The sequence below is a fragment of the Kitasatospora arboriphila genome, assembly GCF_039528095.1.
In the GTDB taxonomy this organism is placed as follows: Bacteria; Actinomycetota; Actinomycetes; order Streptomycetales; family Streptomycetaceae; genus Kitasatospora; species Kitasatospora arboriphila.
In genome coordinates this window covers 24,966-42,634 of the sequence record NZ_BAAALD010000045.1, presented here as the reverse complement: position 1 = coordinate 42,634, position 17,669 = coordinate 24,966, and the positions used below count along the sequence as shown (strand labels likewise).

The window sequence follows — 17,669 nt, the reverse complement described above, 5'->3', positions numbered from 1 at the left end:
CCCCTGCCCAGCCGCCTGCCCGCCCCCCCGCCGTTCCCACCGACGATGTCGCCGGAGGCTGCCGCCGCGGCGGCCGAACTCGCGCGGACCGCGGTGGTCCCCGACCCGATCGGGGCGCCCGCGGAGGCGCCCGGCGGCTCCGCGGCCCGGGTCCAGCTCGGCAAGCGGGCCGCCCCCGGGGCGTCCCCCTCCGCGGAGCCGGCAGCGGAGCCGGTGGCCGAGCCGGTCGCGGACTACCGCGAGGCGGTCGGCCGGATCGTCCGCGCCGCCGACGCTGGCGAGCACGACACCGCCGCCGAACTCGCCCTCGCCCTGGAGGAGGAGGCCCTCGGAACGCACGGCGCGGCGGCCCCCGAGGTGCTGCAGGTCCGTCAGGTCCGGGCGCACGTCTCCCGGCTGGCGGGCCGTACGGTGCTCGCCGCCGACCTGTACCGGGAGGTGGCGCTGGCGCTGATCGGCACGGTCTGTGCCGAGGACCCGGAGACCCAGCGGGCCGCGACCAACGCCGAGGCCTGCTGGCGGGCGGTGGCGGACCCGGCCGAGGCGATCCGGATCGCCCCGGAGATCATCGAGCTGCGGGCCCACCTGCCCGGTCCGGAGGGCCGCAAGCTGCGCGCGGCCGAGCGCTACCTCGCCAAGCTGGCGGCCGCGGCCGCCGAGGGCTGACGGACGCCGCGGCCCCGCGGACGCCCGGAGGGCCGCCCCGCCGGCAGCGGCGGGACGGCCCGGACGTGCGGGGCCGGTCAGCGTCCGGCGAGCGCGTGCACGAAGCGGGTGCCGTCCACGGTGCCGAGGCCGGAGGCCAGGTCGTAGCCGGGGGCCGCCTGGTACCCCGTCACCTTGTCCCAGGAGTTGTCGCCGGCGGTGACGTCGTTGATGCCGCTCCACTTGGCGGGCAGCATCGCCAGGCCGTACATCCGCCAGTTCAGCTGGCCGAGGCGGTGCCCGGCGAGCTGGTCGGCGAGCGCGACGACGCCCGAGAAGATCGGGGTGGCCTCGCTGGTGCCGCCGGTGAGGTGCCAGCCGACCCGGGTCGGGTCGTAGGACTCGTACGTCCAGGCCGCGCCGTCGACGGCGGCGCTCATCGAGATGTCCGGGGTGCCGCGGTGGTTGCCGGTCACCTTGGCGACGCCGGCCTGGTACCAGGGGCGCTCGAAGACGCCGGAGACGCCGCCGCCGGCCGCGCCGTAGTCGTCGTGCCAGACCTTGTCGGGTGCGGTGCGGACGCCCTTGTCGTCCAGGGTGAGCTGGGTGCCGCCGACGGAGGTGACCAGCGGGTCGGCGGACGGCCAGGAGTTGACCTTGTACGGGTACAGGTCGCTGCCGTTCTCCATGGCGTCGGTCGCGCCGTTGTCGCCGGAGGCGGCGAGCACGGTGACGTTCCGGGCGGCGGCCTCCTTGAAGGCGTACCGCAGCTTCTCGATGGACGAGAAGTCGTGCTTGTCGAAGCCGGGGAAGGTGTTCTCGGTGGCGCCGAAGCTCTGCGAGATCACGTCGGCCCGGCCGGAGCGGATCATCGCCTTCTCGGCGTCCATCATCTCCGGCAGGCCGGTGACGCCCTCGGTCTCGGCGACGCCGGTCTCGACCAGCACGATGTGCGCGTCCGGGGCGATCGCGTGGGCGTACTCGACGTCGAGGGTGGTCTCGCCGGCCCAGCCGGTGTGGTCCCCGTTGGTCGGGTCGAACGGCGGCACGTCGCCCCACTTGACCACCTCGACGTCGGTGTCGGGCAGCCCCCACTGCTTGTCGAAGACCTCCAGGTCGTGCTGGATCGTCGGGGAGCCGAAGGAGTCGACGATGACGATCGTCCGGCCCTTGCCGGTGACGCCCTGCCGGTACAGCGGGTCCAAGTTGTAGGCGGTGCGGTACTGCAGCGGCGAGTAGCAGTGGATGCCGATCTGTGCGACGCACTCGGCGGTGGATATCGGGGCGGTGCGGCCAGCCGCGCTGATGTGGCCGCTCGACGCGGGCCGGACGTGGACGGCCGGCCCGCGGAGGGCGGACCCGGCGGCCGGCCGGGCGACGGCGGTGCCGCCGGCCAGGGCGGTGGCCCCGACGGCGAGCAGCGCGAGCGCCCGGACGGTGGAGCGGGGACCCGCGGTGACGGGATGCGTGCCCATGGGACTCCTCGGTGGAGGGGTGCCGACCGGTCGGTCGGCACCCCACATCCCACCGGGCGCGGGCCCGTTGATCCATAGTCACCCCGGGGCCGTCGCACCCACCGCAGTGGGCCACCGGATCGGGTAAAGACCACCCCCGGATTCGGTAAGCCCGCACGACTCCGGGGCGGGGCGACAGCTCCCGTCAGCGGGCGCCGCCGTTGATGTACAGCGTCTGCCCGCTCACGTACGAGGCGTCCTCGCTGGCCAGGAAGGCCACCACCGAGGCGACCTCCTCCGGCTGCCCGACCCGGCGCAGCGGGGTCCGCTCGGCGGCCATCGCCTGGTGGTCCTCGGCGGAGGAGCCGACCCGCTCGGCGGTGGCGGCGGTCATCGCGGTGGCGATGTAGCCGGGGGCGACCGCGTTGACGTTGATGTTGAACGGGCCGAGCTCGATCGCGAGGGTGGCGGTGAGGCCCTGGATGCCGGCCTTGGCGGCGGCGTAGTTGGCCTGGCCGCGGTTGCCGAGCGCGGAGCGCGAGCTCAGCGAGACGATCTTGCCGTACTTCTGCTTCACCATGTACTTCTGCGCCACGTGGCTGCAGTTGTACGCGCTGGTGAGGTTGACGGTGAGGACGGCGTCCCAGTCGTTCTTCGCCATCTTGAAGAACAGGTTGTCCCGGGTGATCCCGGCGTTGTTGATCAGGATGTGCAGCGCCCCGAGGTCCTCGACGACCTGCGCGAAGACCGCGTCCACCGCGTCGTAGTCGGCCACGTCGCAGCCGTACGCGCGGGCGGTGCCGCCCTTGGCGGTGATGGCGTCGGCGGTGGCCTGCGCCCGCTCGGCGGTGAGGTCGACGACGGCCACGGTCGCGCCCTCCTCGGCGAGCCGGGCGGCGGTGGCCGCGCCGATGCCCTGGGCGGCGCCGGTCACCACGGCGACCTTGCCTGCGAATCGCGTCATCTGATCTGCCCTCAGTTCTTCTCGACGAGTACGGCGGTGCCCTGTCCGACACCGACGCACATGGTGGCCAGGCCGCGCCGGGCGCCGGTCCGGCGCATCCGGTGCAGCAGGGTGGTGAGGATGCGGGCGCCGGAGCCGCCCAGCGGGTGGCCGAGCGCGATCGCTCCGCCGCTCGGGTTGACCAGGTCGTGGTCGAAGCCGAGCTCGTTGACGCAGGCGAGCGCCTGGGCCGCGAAGGCCTCGTTGAACTCGGCCTCCTCGACGTCGCCGACCTGCCAGCCGGTCCGGGCCAGCACCTTGCGGGTGGCGGGGACGGGGCCGATGCCCATGACGTCCGGGTGGACGCCGGCCGAGGCGCCGGCGACGTAGCGGCCGAGCGGCTCCAGGCCGAGCCGGCCGAGCGCCTCCTCGGAGACCAGCAGCAGGGCCGCGGCGCCGTCGTTCATCGGCGAGGCGTTGCCGGCGGTCACGGTGCCGCCGGCCCGGAAGACCGGCTTGAGACCGGCCAGCTTCTCCAGGGTGGTGTCCTCGCGGATCGACTCGTCGGCGGTGACGGTGACCCCGTCCGGCCGGACGACGGGCAGCAGTTCGGCGTCGAAGTGGCCGTCCTTGCGGGCGGCGGCGGCCCGCTGGTGGCTGCGCAGCGCGAAGGCGTCCTGCTGCTCGCGGGTGACGCCGAAGCGCGCGGCGACCTCCTCGGCGGTCTCGCCCATGGAGAGGACGCCGTGCAGCTCCTTCATCCGCGGGTTGGTGAGCCGCCAGCCGAGCCTGGTGTCGAAGGTCTCCATCCGGTGCGGCATCGCCTCGTCGGGGCGGGGCAGCACGAAGGGGGCGCGGGTCATCGACTCGCAGCCGCCGGCGACGACGACCTCGGCCTCGCCGGAGCCGATCGCCCGGGCGGCGCTGGTGACGGCCTCCATGCCGGAGGCGCACAGCCGGTTGACGGTGGCGCCGGGGATGCTGTCGGGCAGTCCGGCGAGCAGCACGGCCATCCGGGCGGCGTTGCGGTTGTCCTCGCCGGCCTGGTTGGCGGCGCCCCAGTAGACGTCGTCGATGAGGGCCGGGTCGAGCTGCGGCACGTCGGCCAGCAGACCGGAGAGGACGGCGGCCGACAGGTCGTCGGGCCGGACGGTGGACAGCGCGCCGCGCAGCCGCCCGATCGGGGTGCGGCGGGCGGCGGCGAAGTAGACGGGACGCACTTCGTCGGGCTCCTGTTCTCGTGGGTTCTAGAACGCGTTGATGCCGGTCAGGGATCGCCCGATCAGCAGCTTGTGGATCTGGCTGGTGCCCTCGTAGAGGGTCATGACGCGCGCGTCGCGCAGGTACTTGCCGACGGGGTACTCGTCGATGAAGCCGTAGCCGCCGAACACCTGCAGGGCGTTGTTGGCGGCGCGCACCGCCGCCTCGCTGGCGTACAGCTTGGCGGTGGAGGACTCGGTGGCGAAGGGCAGACCGCGCTCGATCAGGTCGGCGACCTTCCAGGTGAGCAGCCGGGACGCCTCGACGTCGACGGCGATGTCGGCGAGCAGCTCCTGCACCAGCTGGTGGGAGGCGATCGGCTTGCCGAACTGCTCGCGCTCGCCGGCGTACTTCACGGCGGCCTCCAGGCAGGCCCGGGCGATGCCGACGCAGCCGGCCGCGACCGACATCCGGCCCTTGGCGAGCGCGGACATCGCGACCCGGAAGCCCTGGCCCTCGGCGCCGAGCCGGGCGCCGTCCGGCACCCGGACACCGTCGAGGACGAGCTCGGCGGTGGCCTGCCCGCGCAGCCCGAGCTTGCCGTGGATCGTGCGCCGCTCGAAGCCGGGCAGTCCGGTCTCCACCAGGAAGGCGGTGATGCCGCGGTGGCCCTCCTCGCCGGTGCGGGCGAAGACCAGGGCGACCTCGGCCCAGGTGCCGTTGGTGATGAAGGTCTTGCTGCCGGTGATCAGCCAGTCGCCGCCGTCGCGGACGGCCCGGGTGGTCAGGTTCGCGGCGTCGGAGCCGGTGCCGGGCTCGGTGAGGGCGAAGCAGCCGAGCGCCTCGCCGGAGGTGAGCCGGGGCAGCCAGGCGCGCTTCTGCTCCTCGGTGCCGTACCCGGCGATCGACTTGCCGACCAGGCCGAGCGAGACGGAGACGATGCCGCGCACCGCGGAGTCGCCGCGGCCGAGCTCCTCCAGCACCAGGCAGTACGCCAGGTGGTCGCCGCCGCTGCCGCCGTACTCCTCGGGGATAGTCAGACCGAGGAAACCGAGCTTGCCGAGCTTGCCGACGATGCCGCGATCCACGGACTCGGCGCGGTCCCAGGCGGCCGCGTGCGGCACGATCTCGCGGTCGGTGAAGGCCGCGGCGAGGTCGCGGACGGCGGCCTGCTCCTCGGACAGCTCAAGATTCATGGCGGCGGACGCTCCATAAACTAGCAGTGCAAGTTTTAATGGGAGCGTAGCCCCACCGCGCCGCCCGCGGAAGGGCCGCCTGCAAGAATGTGTGACACCCCACCCGATCGGAGGCCGCGACCGCATGGCCCGCCCGCGCACCCCGCTGCTCAGCCGCGAGCGGATCGTCGCCGCCGCGCTCTCCCTGGTCGACGCCGACGGCCTGGACGCGCTCTCCACCCGCCGCCTCGCCACCGAGCTCTCGGTCAGCGGGCCCTCCCTCTACAACCACTTCGCCACCAAGGACGACCTCCTCGACGCCGTCGTCGACAGCGTGATGGGCGAGGTCGACCTCTCGATGTTCGACGCGCCGGAGGACTGGCGCACCGCCCTGCGCGACTGGGCCCGCAGCTACCGCGCCGCGCTCGCCGCCCACCCCAACGTCGTCCCCGTCCTCGCCCAGGGCCCCGGCCGCCGCCCCAACGCGCTGCGCCTCGCCGACGCCGTCTTCGGCTGCCTGGTCGACGCCGGCTGGCCGCGCGGCCAGGCCACCCGGATCGGCGCGCTGATGCGCTACTTCATCACCGGCTCCGCCCTCGGCTCCTTCGCCGGCGGCTTCCCCGAGGACGCCGCCGTCTACGCCGCCGACTACCCCCACCTCGGCGAGGCCCACCTGCTCGCCGAACACCGCCGCGCGATCGACGAGGGCGCCTTCGAAACCGGCCTCGCCGCCCTCCTCGACGGCCTCGCCCTGCGCCACCCCGCGGCCGGCTAGGCGCTGTAGCGCAAAGGGGTAGCCCACCAGGGGCCCCCACGCGCCCCTGGTTTGTGCTTCTTCGCCGGAGACCGGATGCCCCCAAGAGGCGCGGGGAACTGCGCAGTCCGGGCGCGGTGCTCCCGACCACTCCGGCTCGCCCGGGTCCGTACGGTGGCAGCCATTCGAAGGGTGTCGTTCTCCCCTCCGGGTCACAGCCGCCCAGGATGCGTTTGCCCGGCCCGACGGACGGTCATCACTGGCTGCTGTCCCCTCGGTCCGCCACCCGGAGCCCACCGTGCAGCCATCGCCCCGCCCGGCCCGCACCTGCCGCCGGCCCCTGCGCCCCGCCGCCGTCCTGGCCGCCGCCCTCGCCCTGACCGGCCTGCTGCCCGGCACCGCCCTGGCCGGCGGCCGAGGCGGAGGCCAGGACGGCGGCCGCCCGTCGCTCGACCGCGCACTGCGCGAGCTGGTCACCGCCCCCGGCGGCCCGCCCGGCGCCATCGCCGTCCTGCGGTACGGCGACCGCACCGAGGTCCACCGCGCGGGCACCGCCGAGGTCGGCACCGGCCGCCGGCCCCGCATCACCGACCACATGCGGATCGCCAGCGCCGCCAAGGCCTTCAGCGGCGCCGTCACCCTGCGGCTGGTGGACCGCGGCGCCCTCGGCCTGGACGACACCATCGGCGAACGGCTGCCCGACCTGCCCGCCGCCTGGCACGCGGTGACGCTGCGCCAGCTGCTGCAGCACACCAGCGGACTGCCCGACTACAGCGACTCGGCCGCCTTCCGGGCCGTCATCACCGCCGACCCGCACCACGTCTTCGACCCGCACCACCTGCTGGACTACGTCTTCGGCCAGCCGCTCGGCTTCGCCCCCGGCACGCAGTACCGGTACTCCAACTCGGACAACATCGCCGCCGCCCTGATGGCCGAGGCCGCCACCGGCCGCCCGTACGAGGAGCTCCTCGCCCGACTGGTGAACCGCCCGCTCGGCCTGCGCGAGACGACCCTGCCGCGCGGCTACGAACTGCCCGAGCCCTACCTGCACGGCTACGACGTCGTCCCGCCCGACCCACCGGAGGACGTCTCCACGCTGTTCGGCGCCTCGGGCGCCTGGGCCTCGGGCGGCATCGTCTCCACCCCCGCCGACCTGTCCGCCTTCATCCGCGCCTACGGCGGCGACGGCTTCCTGAAGCCCTCGACCCGGCAGCAGCAGACGGACTGGGTGCCCGGCGCCTCCGAGCCCGCCGGGCCCGGCACCAACGCGGCCGGGCTCGCGCTCTTCCGCTACACCACCCGCTGCGGCGTCGTGTACGGCCACACCGGCAACACCGCCGGCTACACCCAGTTCGCCGCCGCCACCCCCGACGGCCGCCGCTCGGTGACGGTCTCCGTCACCGAGCAGATCAGCCAGAGCACCCGGCCCGCGCTGCTCGTGCAACTGCGGGCGGTCGAGGAGGAGTTCGTCTGCCGGCTGCTCAACGGCCCGGGACACTGAGGGCGTCGGCCGCCGCCAGTGCGGCCCGCACCTCGGAGGCCGGGTCGCCCTCGTGGTAGATCCGTTCGCTGCGCTCGATCCCGTCCAGGAACTCCTGGTAGCGGACGGCGTAGCCGAGGTGCACCAGCGGGGCCGCGAGCTCCAGCGCCCGCAGCGGGTCCGAGCCGGGGGCCGCCGCCGACCAGGCGGGGGCCCAGACCGGCCCGGCCTCCCCCCCGCGCTGCCCCAGACGGACCGGACGTCCGCCCAGCGCTGCTCGCCGAGGAAGTCCTGCGGCCGCAGCCCGTCGAAGGCCGGATGCCCGAAGAAGGCGTCGGAGAAGTCGACCAGCACCGTGGCGCTGCCGTCCGAGCGGTAGTTGCCCGGGTGGAAGTCGCCGTGCACCAGGGTGAGCGGCAGCCCGCAGGCGTCCAGCGCGTCGATCACCGTGGGCAGGCCGTCCAGCAGTGCCCCGGCCCGCCCGCGCTCCTCGGCCGACAGGTCGTCCAGCCGGGGCAGCAGCTCCCGGGCCTGCTCCAGCACCCGCCGCGGCGAGCGGTCGCGCAGCCCGTGCGCCGCCGGGTCGGCGGCCAGTGCCGAGGCCAGCCCGGCCTGGACGGCGACGGTGCGTCCGACCGCGTCCAGCATGGCGTCCTCGGGCAGCCCCCAGCAGTCCTCGCCCGGCACGTGCTCCAGCAGCAGCCGGCCGGGCGCCGCGGCGATCACGCCGGGCACCAGGGCCGGGTCGAGCGAGGCGACCAGGGCGATCGGCCGGTGCTCGTCGGTGCCGAACGGCGGCGTGGTCTTCAGCCAGGCCGGCCCGTCCGCCGTGGGGATGCGGACCAGACCGGAGAGGTTCCAGCTCTTCACCTGCTCGGCGGGGCCGGTCGCCGGGCGGCCGCACGCGCGGAGCTCCTCCTCGGCCCAGGCCAGCGCGGCCCGCAGGCCGTCCGGGGTGGCCCAGGCGGCTCGCAGCGGGTCCTCCTCCAGCCGGACGGATCCCTCGTCGAGCACGGCCTCCGGCCGGCGCAGCGCCTCCGCGTGGTACACCACGTGCCCGCCGAGTCCGGCCTCCCCGCCCGCCACGGACACCAGGCGCAGCACCAGCACCGGCACCCCGAGCCGCTGTTCCAGCCCCCGCGCGACCGGCCCGACCTCCTGCCACCGCGGATGGTCCACCGGGAACGGCCCGACCTCCCCCAGCCTCTCGCCCTCGAAGGTCACCACTGCCGTCACACTGCGCTGCACACTCTGTTCCACCCGCGCATTGTGACCACCCGTCATCCCTCCGGCCAGCGATTTTCCCCGCCGCCGCTCAGGGCGCCCCCGCGTCGCCGGGCAGGAAGGCCGGCCGCAGGTCCGGGTCCACCGGGTCGTAGTACCGGTGGTACACCGGCGTCAGCCCGCCCGAGACCGGCGGCACGATCCAGCTCCAGTCCGCCGGTGTGGGCCGCCCGTGCCGCCGTTCCCGCGCGACGTGCGCGAGGAAGCGCGCCGACTCCGTGTGGTGGTCCGCCATGGTGACCCCGGCCCGCTCGTAGGAGTGCAGGACCGCCACGTTCAGTTCGACGAGCGCCCGGTCGCGCCACAGGCTCCGCTCCGACCCGGTGTCGAGGCCGAGCCGCCGGGCCACCTCGCCGAGCATGTCGTACCGGTCGGCGTCGGCCAGGTTCCGGGCGCCGATCTCCGTCCCCATGTACCAGCCGTTGAACGGGGCCGCCGGGTAGCGGACGCCGCCGATCTCCAGGGTCATGTCGCTGATCGCCGGCACGGCGTACCACCGCAGGCCGAGCCCGGCGAACCACGCGTGGTCGGGATGCCGCAGCGGCACCTCCAGCACCGCGTCGTCCGGCAGCTCGTACCAGCGCGGCTCCTCGCCGGGCCGGTGCCGGATCATCAGCGGCAGCACGTCGAACCGGTCCTCGCCGCTCTTCCAGCCGAGCCCGCGGGCGAGTCCGGCGAGTGCGGCGCCGGCCGGGTCGCCGATCCAGCCGCCCGCCCCGTCGGGGTGGCCGGCGTAGCGGACGAGCTGCTGGTTGAGGATGCGCGGGGCGGGCCGCCCCGGCCGGTCCGGGGCGAAGACGGAGACCACCGGGCGGATCCGGCCGCCGTTGGTGGCCGTCCGCAGGTGCTCGAAGCACTCCTCGGCCATCGCGTCGGGGGTGTCGACGTGCCGCAGGTCGCGGACGACGAGGCTGCGCCAGTAGAGGCGGCCGATGCAGCGGGCGGCGTTGCGCCAGGCCAGCCGGGCGCCGAAGGCGAGTTCCTCGGCGGTGTGCCGGTAGCTGCCGGTCCGTTCGATCTCGGCGAGCACCTGGCGGACCCGCGGGGCGGGGTCGCCGGTGCCCGGCTGCTCGCGGTGGAACTGGCGGACGAAGGCGACGGCCTCGCCCGCGAGCGCCCCGGTCGGCGGCGGTGCGGCCGCGGCCGGCGGGGCCGGCGGCTGAGGTGCGTGCTGGTGGGCGTAGGGGCAGGCCGCGGCGGGTCTGCGGGTGGCGCGAATCCGGCGGAAGATCAAGGACACATCCCTCCCTGGCGTCATGGGTACCGGATGTGCCGGGTCGGGCGCGGAGAGTGCGCGATTGTGCCGCGTCCCGCCGCGGCGGCCGCTATGGTGCCCCCCCCCCCCCCCCCCCCCCCCCCCCGCCCCCGCCGCTGTCCGGCGCGGTCGGCCGGACACGGCGGAGGGGCGCCCGCACCCCGCGGACGCCCCTCGACTCCCGGAGGATCAGCCCATGTCCTCCAGGCGGATCCCCTTGGTCTCCTTCATGAAGCGGGCCACGAAGACCATCGAGCCGAGCGCGAAGGCCGCGTACAGGGCGTAGGTGGCCGAGAGGTTCCAGCGGGACATCGCCGGGAACGACACGGTGATCGCCCAGTTGGCCAGCCACTGCGCGGAGGCCGCGACCGACAGGGCGGCGGCACGGATCCGGTTGGGGAACATCTCGCCGAGCATCACCCAGACGACGACGCCCCAGGAGAGCGCGAAGAACAGCACGAACAGGTTGGCCGAGACCAGCGCCACCGTGCCCTGCAGGTCGGGCAGGGTGACGTCGTCGCCGGTGCCGGTGGCGGAGGAGAACGCCCAGGCGGCGGCGCCGAGGGTGACGGCCATGCCGGCCGAGCCGATCAGCGCGAGCGGCTTGCGGCCGATCCGGTCGACGAGCAGGACGGCGATCGCGGTACCGGCGATGTTGATCACCGAGCCGATGAAGCTGATCATCAGCGAGTTGCTCTGGTCGATGCCGACGGACTGCCAGAGGATCGACGAGTAGTAGAAGATCACGTTGATGCCGACGAGCTGCTGGAAGACCGAGAGGCCGATGCCGACCCAGACGATCGGCAGCAGCCCGGCCCGGCCGCCGAGCAGGTCGCGGAAGCGCGGCCGGTGGTCGGAGTCGATCAGGCCGCGGATCTCGGCGATCCGGGCCTCGGTGTCCGTCCCCTCGCCCTCGACCTCGCGGAGCACGGAGCGGGCCTCGTCCAGCCGCCCGGCGGAGATCAGGAAGCGCGGGGACTCCGGGATCATCGCCGACATCACGAAGTACAGCACCGCCGGCAGCACGCAGATGCCGAGCATCCACTGCCAGGCCTCCAGGCCGAGCAGGCTGCCGCGGGTGTCGCCGTCCGCGGCCTCGGCGAGCAGCCAGTTGACCAGCTGGGAGATGGCGATGCCGAGCACGATGGCGGCCTGCTGGAAGGAGGCGAGCCGGCCGCGGTAGCGGGTCGGGGCGACCTCGGCGATGTAGGTCGGGGCGATCACCGAGGCGATGCCGATCGCGGCGCCGCCGAGGACGCGCCAGGCGGCGAGGTCCCAGGCGGAGAAGGGCAGCATCGAGCCGACGGCGCTGAGCGCGAACAGCACGGCGGCGGCCTTCATCACCCGGATCCGGCCGTAGCGGTCGGCGAACCGGCCGGCCAGGGCGGCGCCCACCGCGGAGCCGAGCAGCGCCGAGGAGACGATCAGCCCGGTGACGCCGTCCCCGATCCCGAACCGGGCCTGGATGCCGGAGACGGCGCCGTTGATCACCGAGCTGTCGTAGCCGAACAGGAAGCCGCCGAGCGCGGCCGCCGCCGTGATGAAGACCACGAAGCCGAGCCGGTCCGGCGACTGCGCGCGGGCCGCTACGGGCTGTTGGGTGACGCTCACGATCACTGACTCCTGTGTACTCGACATTGAGAGAGGCGTCAGGATCGTACCCCCGGTCTGTTCATCACATGTACGCACTATCCGGTCATTGGGGCAAACCCTTCCGGACGAGCGTTCAAGAGCCGAATCGTATGAGGATTCAGCCGGCTCAGACGGGCTCCGACAGCGACAGCCCGAACCGGCCCTCGGCGTCCGTCCACCAGTGGGTCAGCCGCAGGCCGGCCGCCGCCAGCTCCCGGGCCACCCGCTCCCGCCGGAACTTCGCCGAGACCTCGGTGCGCAGCTCCTCGCCCTCGTCGAAGTGCACCGGCAGGTCGAGCGCCGGGATCTTCACCGTCTGGTCGCGGACGGAGCGCAGCCGCATCTCGATCCACTCCTGCTCGGTGTCCCAGAACGCCACGTGCTCGAAGGCGTCCGGGTCGAAGTCGGCGTCCAGCTCCCGGTCGAGCACGTTCAGCACGTTCTTGTTGAACTCGGCCGTCACCCCGGCCGCGTCGTCGTACGCGGCGACCAGCACCGCCGGGTCCTTCACCAGGTCGGTGCCGAGCAGCAGCGCGTCGCCCGGCTCCATGGCCGCCCGCAGGGTGCGCAGGAAGCCGGCCCGCTCGGCGGGCACGAAGTTGCCGAGCGTGCCGCCGAGGAAGGCCACCAGTCTCGGCCCGCCGCCGGGCGGCAGCCCGAGCCCCTGGGTGAAGTCGGACAGCACCGCGTGCACGTCGGTGCCCGGGTAGTCGGCGATCAGCGCCTTGCCCGCGGCCTCCAGCGCGCTCTCGCTCACGTCCACCGGCACGTACCCCCGCAGGCTGCCGATCCCGTTCAGCGCGTCCAGCAGCAGCCGGGTCTTCTCCGAGGAGCCCGACCCGAGTTCCACCAGGGTGCGGGCCCGGGTGAGCGCGGCGATCTCGCCGGCCCGGTCGGTCAGGATCTCCCGCTCGGCCCGGGTCGGGTAGTACTCGGGCAGCCGGGTGATCTCCTCGAAGAGCTCGCTGCCCCGCGCGTCGTAGAACCACTTCGGCGGCAGCCACTTGGGACTCGCGGTCAGGCCCCGCTGCACGTCGTGCCGTAGCGCGTGGCTGAAGTGGTCGGCGGGCAGCAGGCGGGTCAGGTCGAAGGTGCTCACGGCGAGTCGTCCTCTCGCGTCGGGCGGCCGGACCCGGGTGCGGGCCGGTCGCTCTCCTCCTCGGTGCGCCCCGGTCGGGCGGACTCCTGTGCGGCGGGCGCCGGTCCGGCGCGGTCGATGGGGTGCAGCGCCACGCCCGCCGGCCCGGCGAGCAGCAGCGTGCGGTCGGGGACCTCGGCCCAGCCGGGTCCGTCGTCGTACGGCTCCGAGGCGACCACCACGCCCGGGCCGGAGCGGTGGAACAGCGTGTCGCCCCAGGCCGTCGCGGCGATCGAGGTCCCGTCGGTGACGAGCAGGTTGAGCCTGGCGTCGCCGTACTTGGCGGCCTCCCGGACGGTGTCGGCCAGCGCCTCGCCCAGCTCGGCGCCGGTGCGCAGCCTGGCCAGCAGCAGCGCCCACAGCAGGGCCGAGTCGCTGCGCGCCTCCAGCGCCATCAGGTCGGCCGGCGGCAGGGTGGCGGCGAGCGGGCCGTACCGCTCCGGCCAGCCCGGCAGGGCGCCGTTGTGGCTGAACAGCAGCCGCCCGGCGGCGAACGGCGCGGCGGCGGCCTCGCCGGGCGCGCAGCCGGCGGTGGCCGAGCGGACGGCGGCCAGCAGCGCCCGGGTGCGCACCACCCGGGCGAGGTCGGCGAGGTTCTCGTCCGCCCAGATCGGCCCGGCCCGGCGGTAGCGGGCGGGCCGCTCGTCGCCCGGCGCGTACCAGCCGATCCCGAAGCCGTCGGCGTTCACCGTGCCGTACCGCTGCCGCCGGGGCGCCCAGGACTGCCGGACGAGCCCGTACGGCGGGTCGAACAGCAGCGCGCCGAGCGGCAGTTCACCGCCGAGGTAGGCGAGGTGGCGGCACATCAGGCGCCCTCCGTGCCGCTGGCGGCGTCGGCGGAGCGGGCGGTGCGGAACCCGGCGAAGATCTGCCGCCGGACGGGGTAGTCCCAGTTGCGGAAGGTCCCGCGGCAGGCGACCGGCGCCACCGCGAAGGAGCCGCCGCGCAGCACCTTGTACTCCGGGCCGAAGAACACCTCGGAGTACTCCTTGTACGGCCACGGGGCGAAGCCCGGGTAGGGCAGGAAGTCGCTGGCCGTCCACTCCCAGACGTCGCCGATCAGCTGCCGGGCGCCGCAGGGGGCGGTGCCCTCCGGGTAGCTGCCGGCCGGGGCGGGCTGCAGGTGGCGCTGGCCGAGGTTGGCGTGCTCGGCGGCGGGCGGTTCGTCGCCCCACGGGTAGCGCCGGGAGCGGCCGGAGGCCGGGTCGAAGCGGGCGGCCTTCTCCCACTCGGCCTCGGTGGGCAGCCGCCGCCCGGCCCAGCGGGCGTACGCGTCGGCCTCGTACCAGCTCACGTGCAGCACCGGCTCGTCCGGCGGGACGGGTTCGACGGTGCCGAACCGGCGGCGCAGCCACTGGCCGCCGTCCCGGCTCCAGAAGAGCGGGGCGGTCAGGCCGGCCTGCGCCCGGTGCTCCCAGCCGGCCGGTGTCCACCAGCGCGGCTCCCGGTAGCCGCCGTCCTCGACGAAGGCCAGGTAGGCGGCGTTGGTGACGGGGACGGTGTCCAGCCAGTACGCGGGCAGCTCCACCCGGTGCGCGGGCCGCTCGTTGTCCAGCGCCCACGGCTCGGTGTCGGTGCCCATGGTGAACGGGCCCGCGGGGACGAGGACTTCGGCGGGCAGCCGGTCGGCCGGGACGGCCGGCGGGGGAGGGGCGGCCAGCACGGCGGCGCCCTGCCGGAGCTGGTGGGTGATCAGCATGGTCTCGTCGTGCTGCTGTTCGTGCTGGGCGATCATGCCGAAGGCGAAGCCGGCGTCCAGCAGCGGCGCGCCCTCCAGCGGGCTGGCCTCCAGCAGGTCGAGGACCCTGCCGCGGACCTCGTGCGCGTAGCGCCGGGCCTCGTCGGGCGGCAGCAGCGGCAGGCTCGGCCGCTCGGCCCGCGGGTGCTCGAAGGCGTCGTAGAGCGGGTCGATCTCGGGGTGCATCGGGTCGTGGCCGCCGACGTTGCGCAGCAGCCACAGCTCCTCCTGGTTGCCGATGTGCGCGAGGTCCCAGACCAGCGGCGACATCAGCGGGGAGTGCTGGGCGGTGAGGTCGTGGTCCTCCACGCAGTCGGTGAGCCCGGCGGTGCGGTCGCGGGCGGCCAGCAGCTCGGTGGCGATCGCCTCGCGGAGCGTCGCCGGGTCGGTGCGGTCGGCGTTCAGCACGGTGCGTCCTCCTCGACGGCGGGGCGACGGCCCGCGCGCACGGCGTCCAGCTGGTCGTCGGCCGGGCAGCGGCCCCGGGCGGGGTAGCGGTCGGCGTACTCGGCCAGGGCGCGGCGCAGGCCGTCGGTGTCGGGCCGGCGGGCGAGCGCCCGCTCGGCGGCGGCGAAGCAGGTGAGCGCGGCCTGCCGCAGTTCGGGGTCGGTGGTGGCGAGGGCGGCGGCCCGTCGCCAGAGGCTGCAGCGCGGCGGCGGCAGCGCCCGGTCGTGGCCGAGCGGCTCCAGCGCGGCGAGCGCGGCGTCGGTCGCCTCCGGGTCGTCGAGCAGCGCGGTGACCAGGGCGAGCGGCACGAGCCAGCCGTCGCCGGGCTGGGCGTCGATCATGCGCAGCTCCAGGTGGCCGCGCGGCCGGACGGGCGGGAAGAGCGTGGTGCGGTGGTACTCGAGGTCGGCGAGGGTCGCGGGCCGCTCGCCGGCGCCGCGCAGCCACTGCCGGAAGGTGAGGCCGGGCGGCGCCGTCCAGGGCCGGCCCTCGGGCCGCCGCACGCACAGCACCTCGGCGTCCAGCACGTACCGGGCCCAGGCCTCGCGCGGGTCGTCGCCGGGCGGCGGTGCGAGGGTGCGGGTCGGGTCCATCCGGGACCACACCACCTGGCGGCTGGACCGGAATCCGGTCGGCCGGCCGTCCAGCAGCGGGGAGTTGGCGAACGCGGCGACCAGCACCGGGCCGAGCCGGTGGACGAGCCGCCAGCGGCGGGCGACGGCGGCCTCGGTGCCGGCGTCCACGCAGACCTGGACGGAGGCGGTGCCGGTCATCATGATCCGGCCCCAGGGCCCGGCGCGGTCGAAGAAGGTCTGCATCGCCCGGTAGCGGGGGTGTTCGGCCTGCATCCGGCGGGTCCGGCCGAGCGGGTCGGTACCGCTGCCGGTGAGCCGCAGGCCCTGCCCGGCGAGTGCGGTGCGCAGGGCGGCCTGGTCGCGCAGCAGGTCGGCGGCGCAGGCGGCGGGGGAGTCGGCGGGCCGGGAGCTGAGCTCGACCTGGCCGCCGGGTTCGCGGGTGAAGCGGGAGCCCGCCGGGAAGCACGGGCCGTCGTGGTCCTCGGGCAGGGCCGCCAGGGCGGCCGCGGTGCGGGCGGGGTCGACCGGCTGCTCGGGACATCGGCTGTCGTGGACGAACCACTCGGCCTCCACCCCCACCAGGGCGGGCGGCCCGATCTTGAAACAGATTCCGGCCAGATGGGTTTCGGCGGACGCCTCGGTCAGCGGCGTCACGCTGGGTGTCTGATCGATTCGGTCGGTGCTTCGCTGCGAACGGACGGGTATCACCGGACTCACCATCCCTCGGTACGCGGTTGCGGCCCGGTATTTCCTGCTCAGTCTGCTACGCGGCAAACATCGCCGCCGCTCAACGCAGGTCAGGAGCGTGCCAGTCGGTGCAGTGCGCACTCCAGCCGCGGTAGCGGCAGGGCGTAGTTGAGCCGGAGCAGCCCCGGTCGGGGCGCGCCGAAGTCCGAGCCGTCCGCCAGTTCCACGTCACGCTCCGTCATCGCCTGCTCCCTCGCCCGTTCGGGTGGCAGGCCGAGGGCGGCCCCGTCCAGCCACAGCAGGTACGAGGCCTGGGGGCGGGCGAGCACGGCCGGGCCGAGCGCCGCCAGGGCGAGGTCCCGGGCTGCGACGAGGTGCCGCAGCAGTCCGTCCAGCCAGTCGCCGCCCTCGGCCAGGGCGGCGCGCTGGACGATCTGCTCCAGCAGTCCGCCCTCCCACACCCCGAGGGCGGCGGCCCGGTCGCGGACCCGGTCGCGCAGGCCGGGATCCGGCACCAGCAGCCAACAGCTGGGGATGCCCGAGGTGTTGAAGGTCTTGCCGACCGATCCCACGGTCACCGTGTGCCGGGCCGCGGCCGGATCGGCGACGGCCACCGCGACGGGATGGGGCAGGCCGTGGTCGGGGTGGACGAGGTCGCCGTGCACCTCGTCCGCGACCAGCAGGCCGTCCTCGGCGGCGGCGAGTTCGGCCAGCGCGCCCACCTCGGCGGCCGTGCGCAGCCGCCCGGTCGGGTTGTGCGGACTGCTGACCAGCAGCACCCCGGGGCGCTGCGCGGCGAAGCGGTCGACCGGCAGCCCGGACGGGTCGTCGGCGCGGCCGGGCGGGACGGCGGTGAAGGGCAGGCCGGCCGCCGCGCAGAGCCCGGCGAAACCGCCCCACTCCGGCGCCGCCGCGACGGCGGTGCGGCCGCGGACGAGCGGTGCGGCGGCGTCCAGCAGCAGCCGCATCGCGGTGCGCGGACCGCAGGGCAGACAGAGCACCCACGCCGGGTCGACGACCGCGCCGTGCCGTCGGCGGTACCAGTCGGCGACCAGGCGCGGGCCGTCCGGATCGGCCACGGTGTAGCCGAACGCCGGGTGGCGGGCCCGCTCCGCGAGGGCGGCGCCGATCGCGGCGGGGCCGGGGAGGTCCATGTCGGCGAGGCCGAGGGCGATCCGGCCCCGGCCGGCCCGGGCCCACTTGCTGCTGCCCGTCCCGCTGCGGTCGAAGGACTCCGTCACCGCCGCTCCTTCCGTCCGGTC

General features: G+C 75.0%; 14 protein-coding genes and 2 pseudogenes. 3 read left to right on the top strand and 13 right to left on the bottom strand.

Going from position 1 to position 17,669, the window contains the following annotated elements; all coding sequences use genetic code 11:
• Window positions 1-666, top strand: a pseudogene (locus ABD353_RS22645) (hypothetical protein); the annotation flags it as partial.
• Window positions 667-743: 77 nt separating this feature from the next.
• Here the strand turns inward: ABD353_RS22645 and ABD353_RS22640 are convergent.
• From ABD353_RS22640 to ABD353_RS22625, 4 genes are all read right to left on the bottom strand, one after another.
• Window positions 744-2,120 carry a S53 family peptidase gene (locus ABD353_RS22640; protein WP_344625476.1) on the bottom strand — a complete coding sequence of 459 codons (1,377 nt, stop codon included), beginning with the start codon at window positions 2,118-2,120 and terminating at the stop codon, window positions 744-746.
• A 184-nt stretch (window positions 2,121-2,304) separates the two neighbouring features.
• A complete protein-coding gene (gene fabG, locus ABD353_RS22635; protein ID WP_344625475.1) occupies window positions 2,305-3,063 on the bottom strand; it encodes a 3-oxoacyl-ACP reductase FabG in 759 nt (252 codons plus the stop codon).
• Between the two features lie 11 nt (window positions 3,064-3,074).
• Window positions 3,075-4,262: a thiolase family protein gene (locus ABD353_RS22630; protein WP_344625474.1), complete on the bottom strand. Its 1,188-nt coding sequence runs from the start codon at window positions 4,260-4,262 to the stop codon at window positions 3,075-3,077.
• A gap of 27 nt (window positions 4,263-4,289) precedes the next feature.
• The gene (locus ABD353_RS22625) at window positions 4,290-5,438 is read right to left on the bottom strand and encodes an acyl-CoA dehydrogenase family protein (protein WP_344625473.1); all 1,149 of its coding nucleotides are present in this window, start codon (window positions 5,436-5,438) and stop codon (window positions 4,290-4,292) included.
• Between the two features lie 124 nt (window positions 5,439-5,562).
• Here ABD353_RS22625 and ABD353_RS22620 point away from each other — a divergent pair, with 124 nt between their 5' ends.
• The gene (locus tag ABD353_RS22620; RefSeq protein ID WP_344625472.1) at window positions 5,563-6,192 is read left to right on the top strand and encodes a TetR/AcrR family transcriptional regulator; all 630 of its coding nucleotides are present in this window, start codon (window positions 5,563-5,565) and stop codon (window positions 6,190-6,192) included.
• A gap of 277 nt (window positions 6,193-6,469) precedes the next feature.
• Window positions 6,470-7,672 carry a serine hydrolase domain-containing protein gene (locus ABD353_RS22615; protein ID WP_344625471.1) on the top strand — a complete coding sequence of 401 codons (1,203 nt, stop codon included), beginning with the start codon at window positions 6,470-6,472 and terminating at the stop codon, window positions 7,670-7,672.
• On the opposite strand, the gene ABD353_RS22610 is transcribed toward ABD353_RS22615, so the two are convergent.
• The 9 genes and pseudogenes from ABD353_RS22610 to ABD353_RS22575 all read right to left on the bottom strand — a co-directional run bounded on the left by ABD353_RS22610 (window position 7,653) and on the right by ABD353_RS22575 (window position 17,648).
• Window positions 7,653-7,796 carry a hypothetical protein gene (locus tag ABD353_RS22610; RefSeq protein WP_344625470.1) on the bottom strand — a complete coding sequence of 48 codons (144 nt, stop codon included), beginning with the start codon at window positions 7,794-7,796 and terminating at the stop codon, window positions 7,653-7,655. The genes ABD353_RS22615 and ABD353_RS22610 overlap by 20 nt on opposite strands.
• A 146-nt stretch (window positions 7,797-7,942) precedes the next feature.
• Window positions 7,943-8,935 (bottom strand): annotated as a pseudogene (locus ABD353_RS40505) (aminoglycoside phosphotransferase family protein); the annotation flags it as partial.
• Window positions 8,936-8,966: 31 nt separating this feature from the next.
• On the bottom strand, window positions 8,967-10,175 hold the full coding sequence (locus tag ABD353_RS22605; protein ID WP_344625469.1) for a nitric oxide synthase oxygenase: 1,209 nt from the start codon (window positions 10,173-10,175) through the stop codon (window positions 8,967-8,969).
• A gap of 204 nt (window positions 10,176-10,379) precedes the next feature.
• Window positions 10,380-11,828, bottom strand: a complete 1,449-nt coding sequence (locus ABD353_RS22600) for a sugar porter family MFS transporter (protein WP_344625468.1) — start codon at window positions 11,826-11,828, stop codon at window positions 10,380-10,382.
• A 121-nt stretch (window positions 11,829-11,949) separates the two neighbouring features.
• Window positions 11,950-12,921 (bottom strand): L-histidine N(alpha)-methyltransferase, encoded by a 972-nt coding sequence (gene egtD, locus ABD353_RS22595; RefSeq protein ID WP_344625467.1) that lies wholly within the window; start codon window positions 12,919-12,921, stop codon window positions 11,950-11,952.
• Window positions 12,918-13,766, bottom strand: coding sequence for an ergothioneine biosynthesis protein EgtC (gene egtC / locus ABD353_RS22590; RefSeq protein ID WP_344625466.1), 849 nt, complete (start codon window positions 13,764-13,766; stop codon window positions 12,918-12,920). The genes egtD and egtC overlap by 4 nt, the downstream gene beginning before the upstream one ends.
• Entirely contained in the window at window positions 13,766-15,106 is a 1,341-nt protein-coding gene (gene egtB / locus ABD353_RS22585) for an ergothioneine biosynthesis protein EgtB (protein ID WP_344625465.1), read from the bottom strand. Before egtB ends, egtC begins: the two co-directional genes overlap by 1 nt.
• Window positions 15,100-16,374 (bottom strand): ergothioneine biosynthesis glutamate--cysteine ligase EgtA, encoded by a 1,275-nt coding sequence (gene egtA / locus ABD353_RS22580; RefSeq protein WP_344625464.1) that lies wholly within the window; start codon window positions 16,372-16,374, stop codon window positions 15,100-15,102. The genes egtB and egtA overlap by 7 nt, the downstream gene beginning before the upstream one ends.
• A gap of 143 nt (window positions 16,375-16,517) precedes the next feature.
• Complete coding sequence (locus tag ABD353_RS22575) at window positions 16,518-17,648, bottom strand: aminotransferase class I/II-fold pyridoxal phosphate-dependent enzyme (protein WP_344625463.1); 1,131 nt, start codon at window positions 17,646-17,648, stop codon at window positions 16,518-16,520.
• Window positions 17,649-17,669 lie beyond the last annotated feature (21 nt).

Excerpts from the sequence above, each read along its gene's own strand:
- ABD353_RS22640 (WP_344625476.1), bottom strand. The coding sequence starts at position 2,120 with ATGGGCACGCATCCCGTCACCGCGGGTCCCCGCTCCACCGTCCGGGCG.
- fabG (WP_344625475.1), bottom strand. The coding sequence starts at position 3,063 with ATGACGCGATTCGCAGGCAAGGTCGCCGTGGTGACCGGCGCCGCCCAG.
- ABD353_RS22625 (WP_344625473.1), bottom strand. The coding sequence starts at position 5,438 with ATGAATCTTGAGCTGTCCGAGGAGCAGGCCGCCGTCCGCGACCTCGCC.
- ABD353_RS22620 (WP_344625472.1), top strand. The coding sequence starts at position 5,563 with ATGGCCCGCCCGCGCACCCCGCTGCTCAGCCGCGAGCGGATCGTCGCC.
- ABD353_RS22600 (WP_344625468.1), bottom strand. The coding sequence starts at position 11,828 with ATGTCGAGTACACAGGAGTCAGTGATCGTGAGCGTCACCCAACAGCCC.
- egtC (WP_344625466.1), bottom strand. The coding sequence starts at position 13,766 with ATGTGCCGCCACCTCGCCTACCTCGGCGGTGAACTGCCGCTCGGCGCG.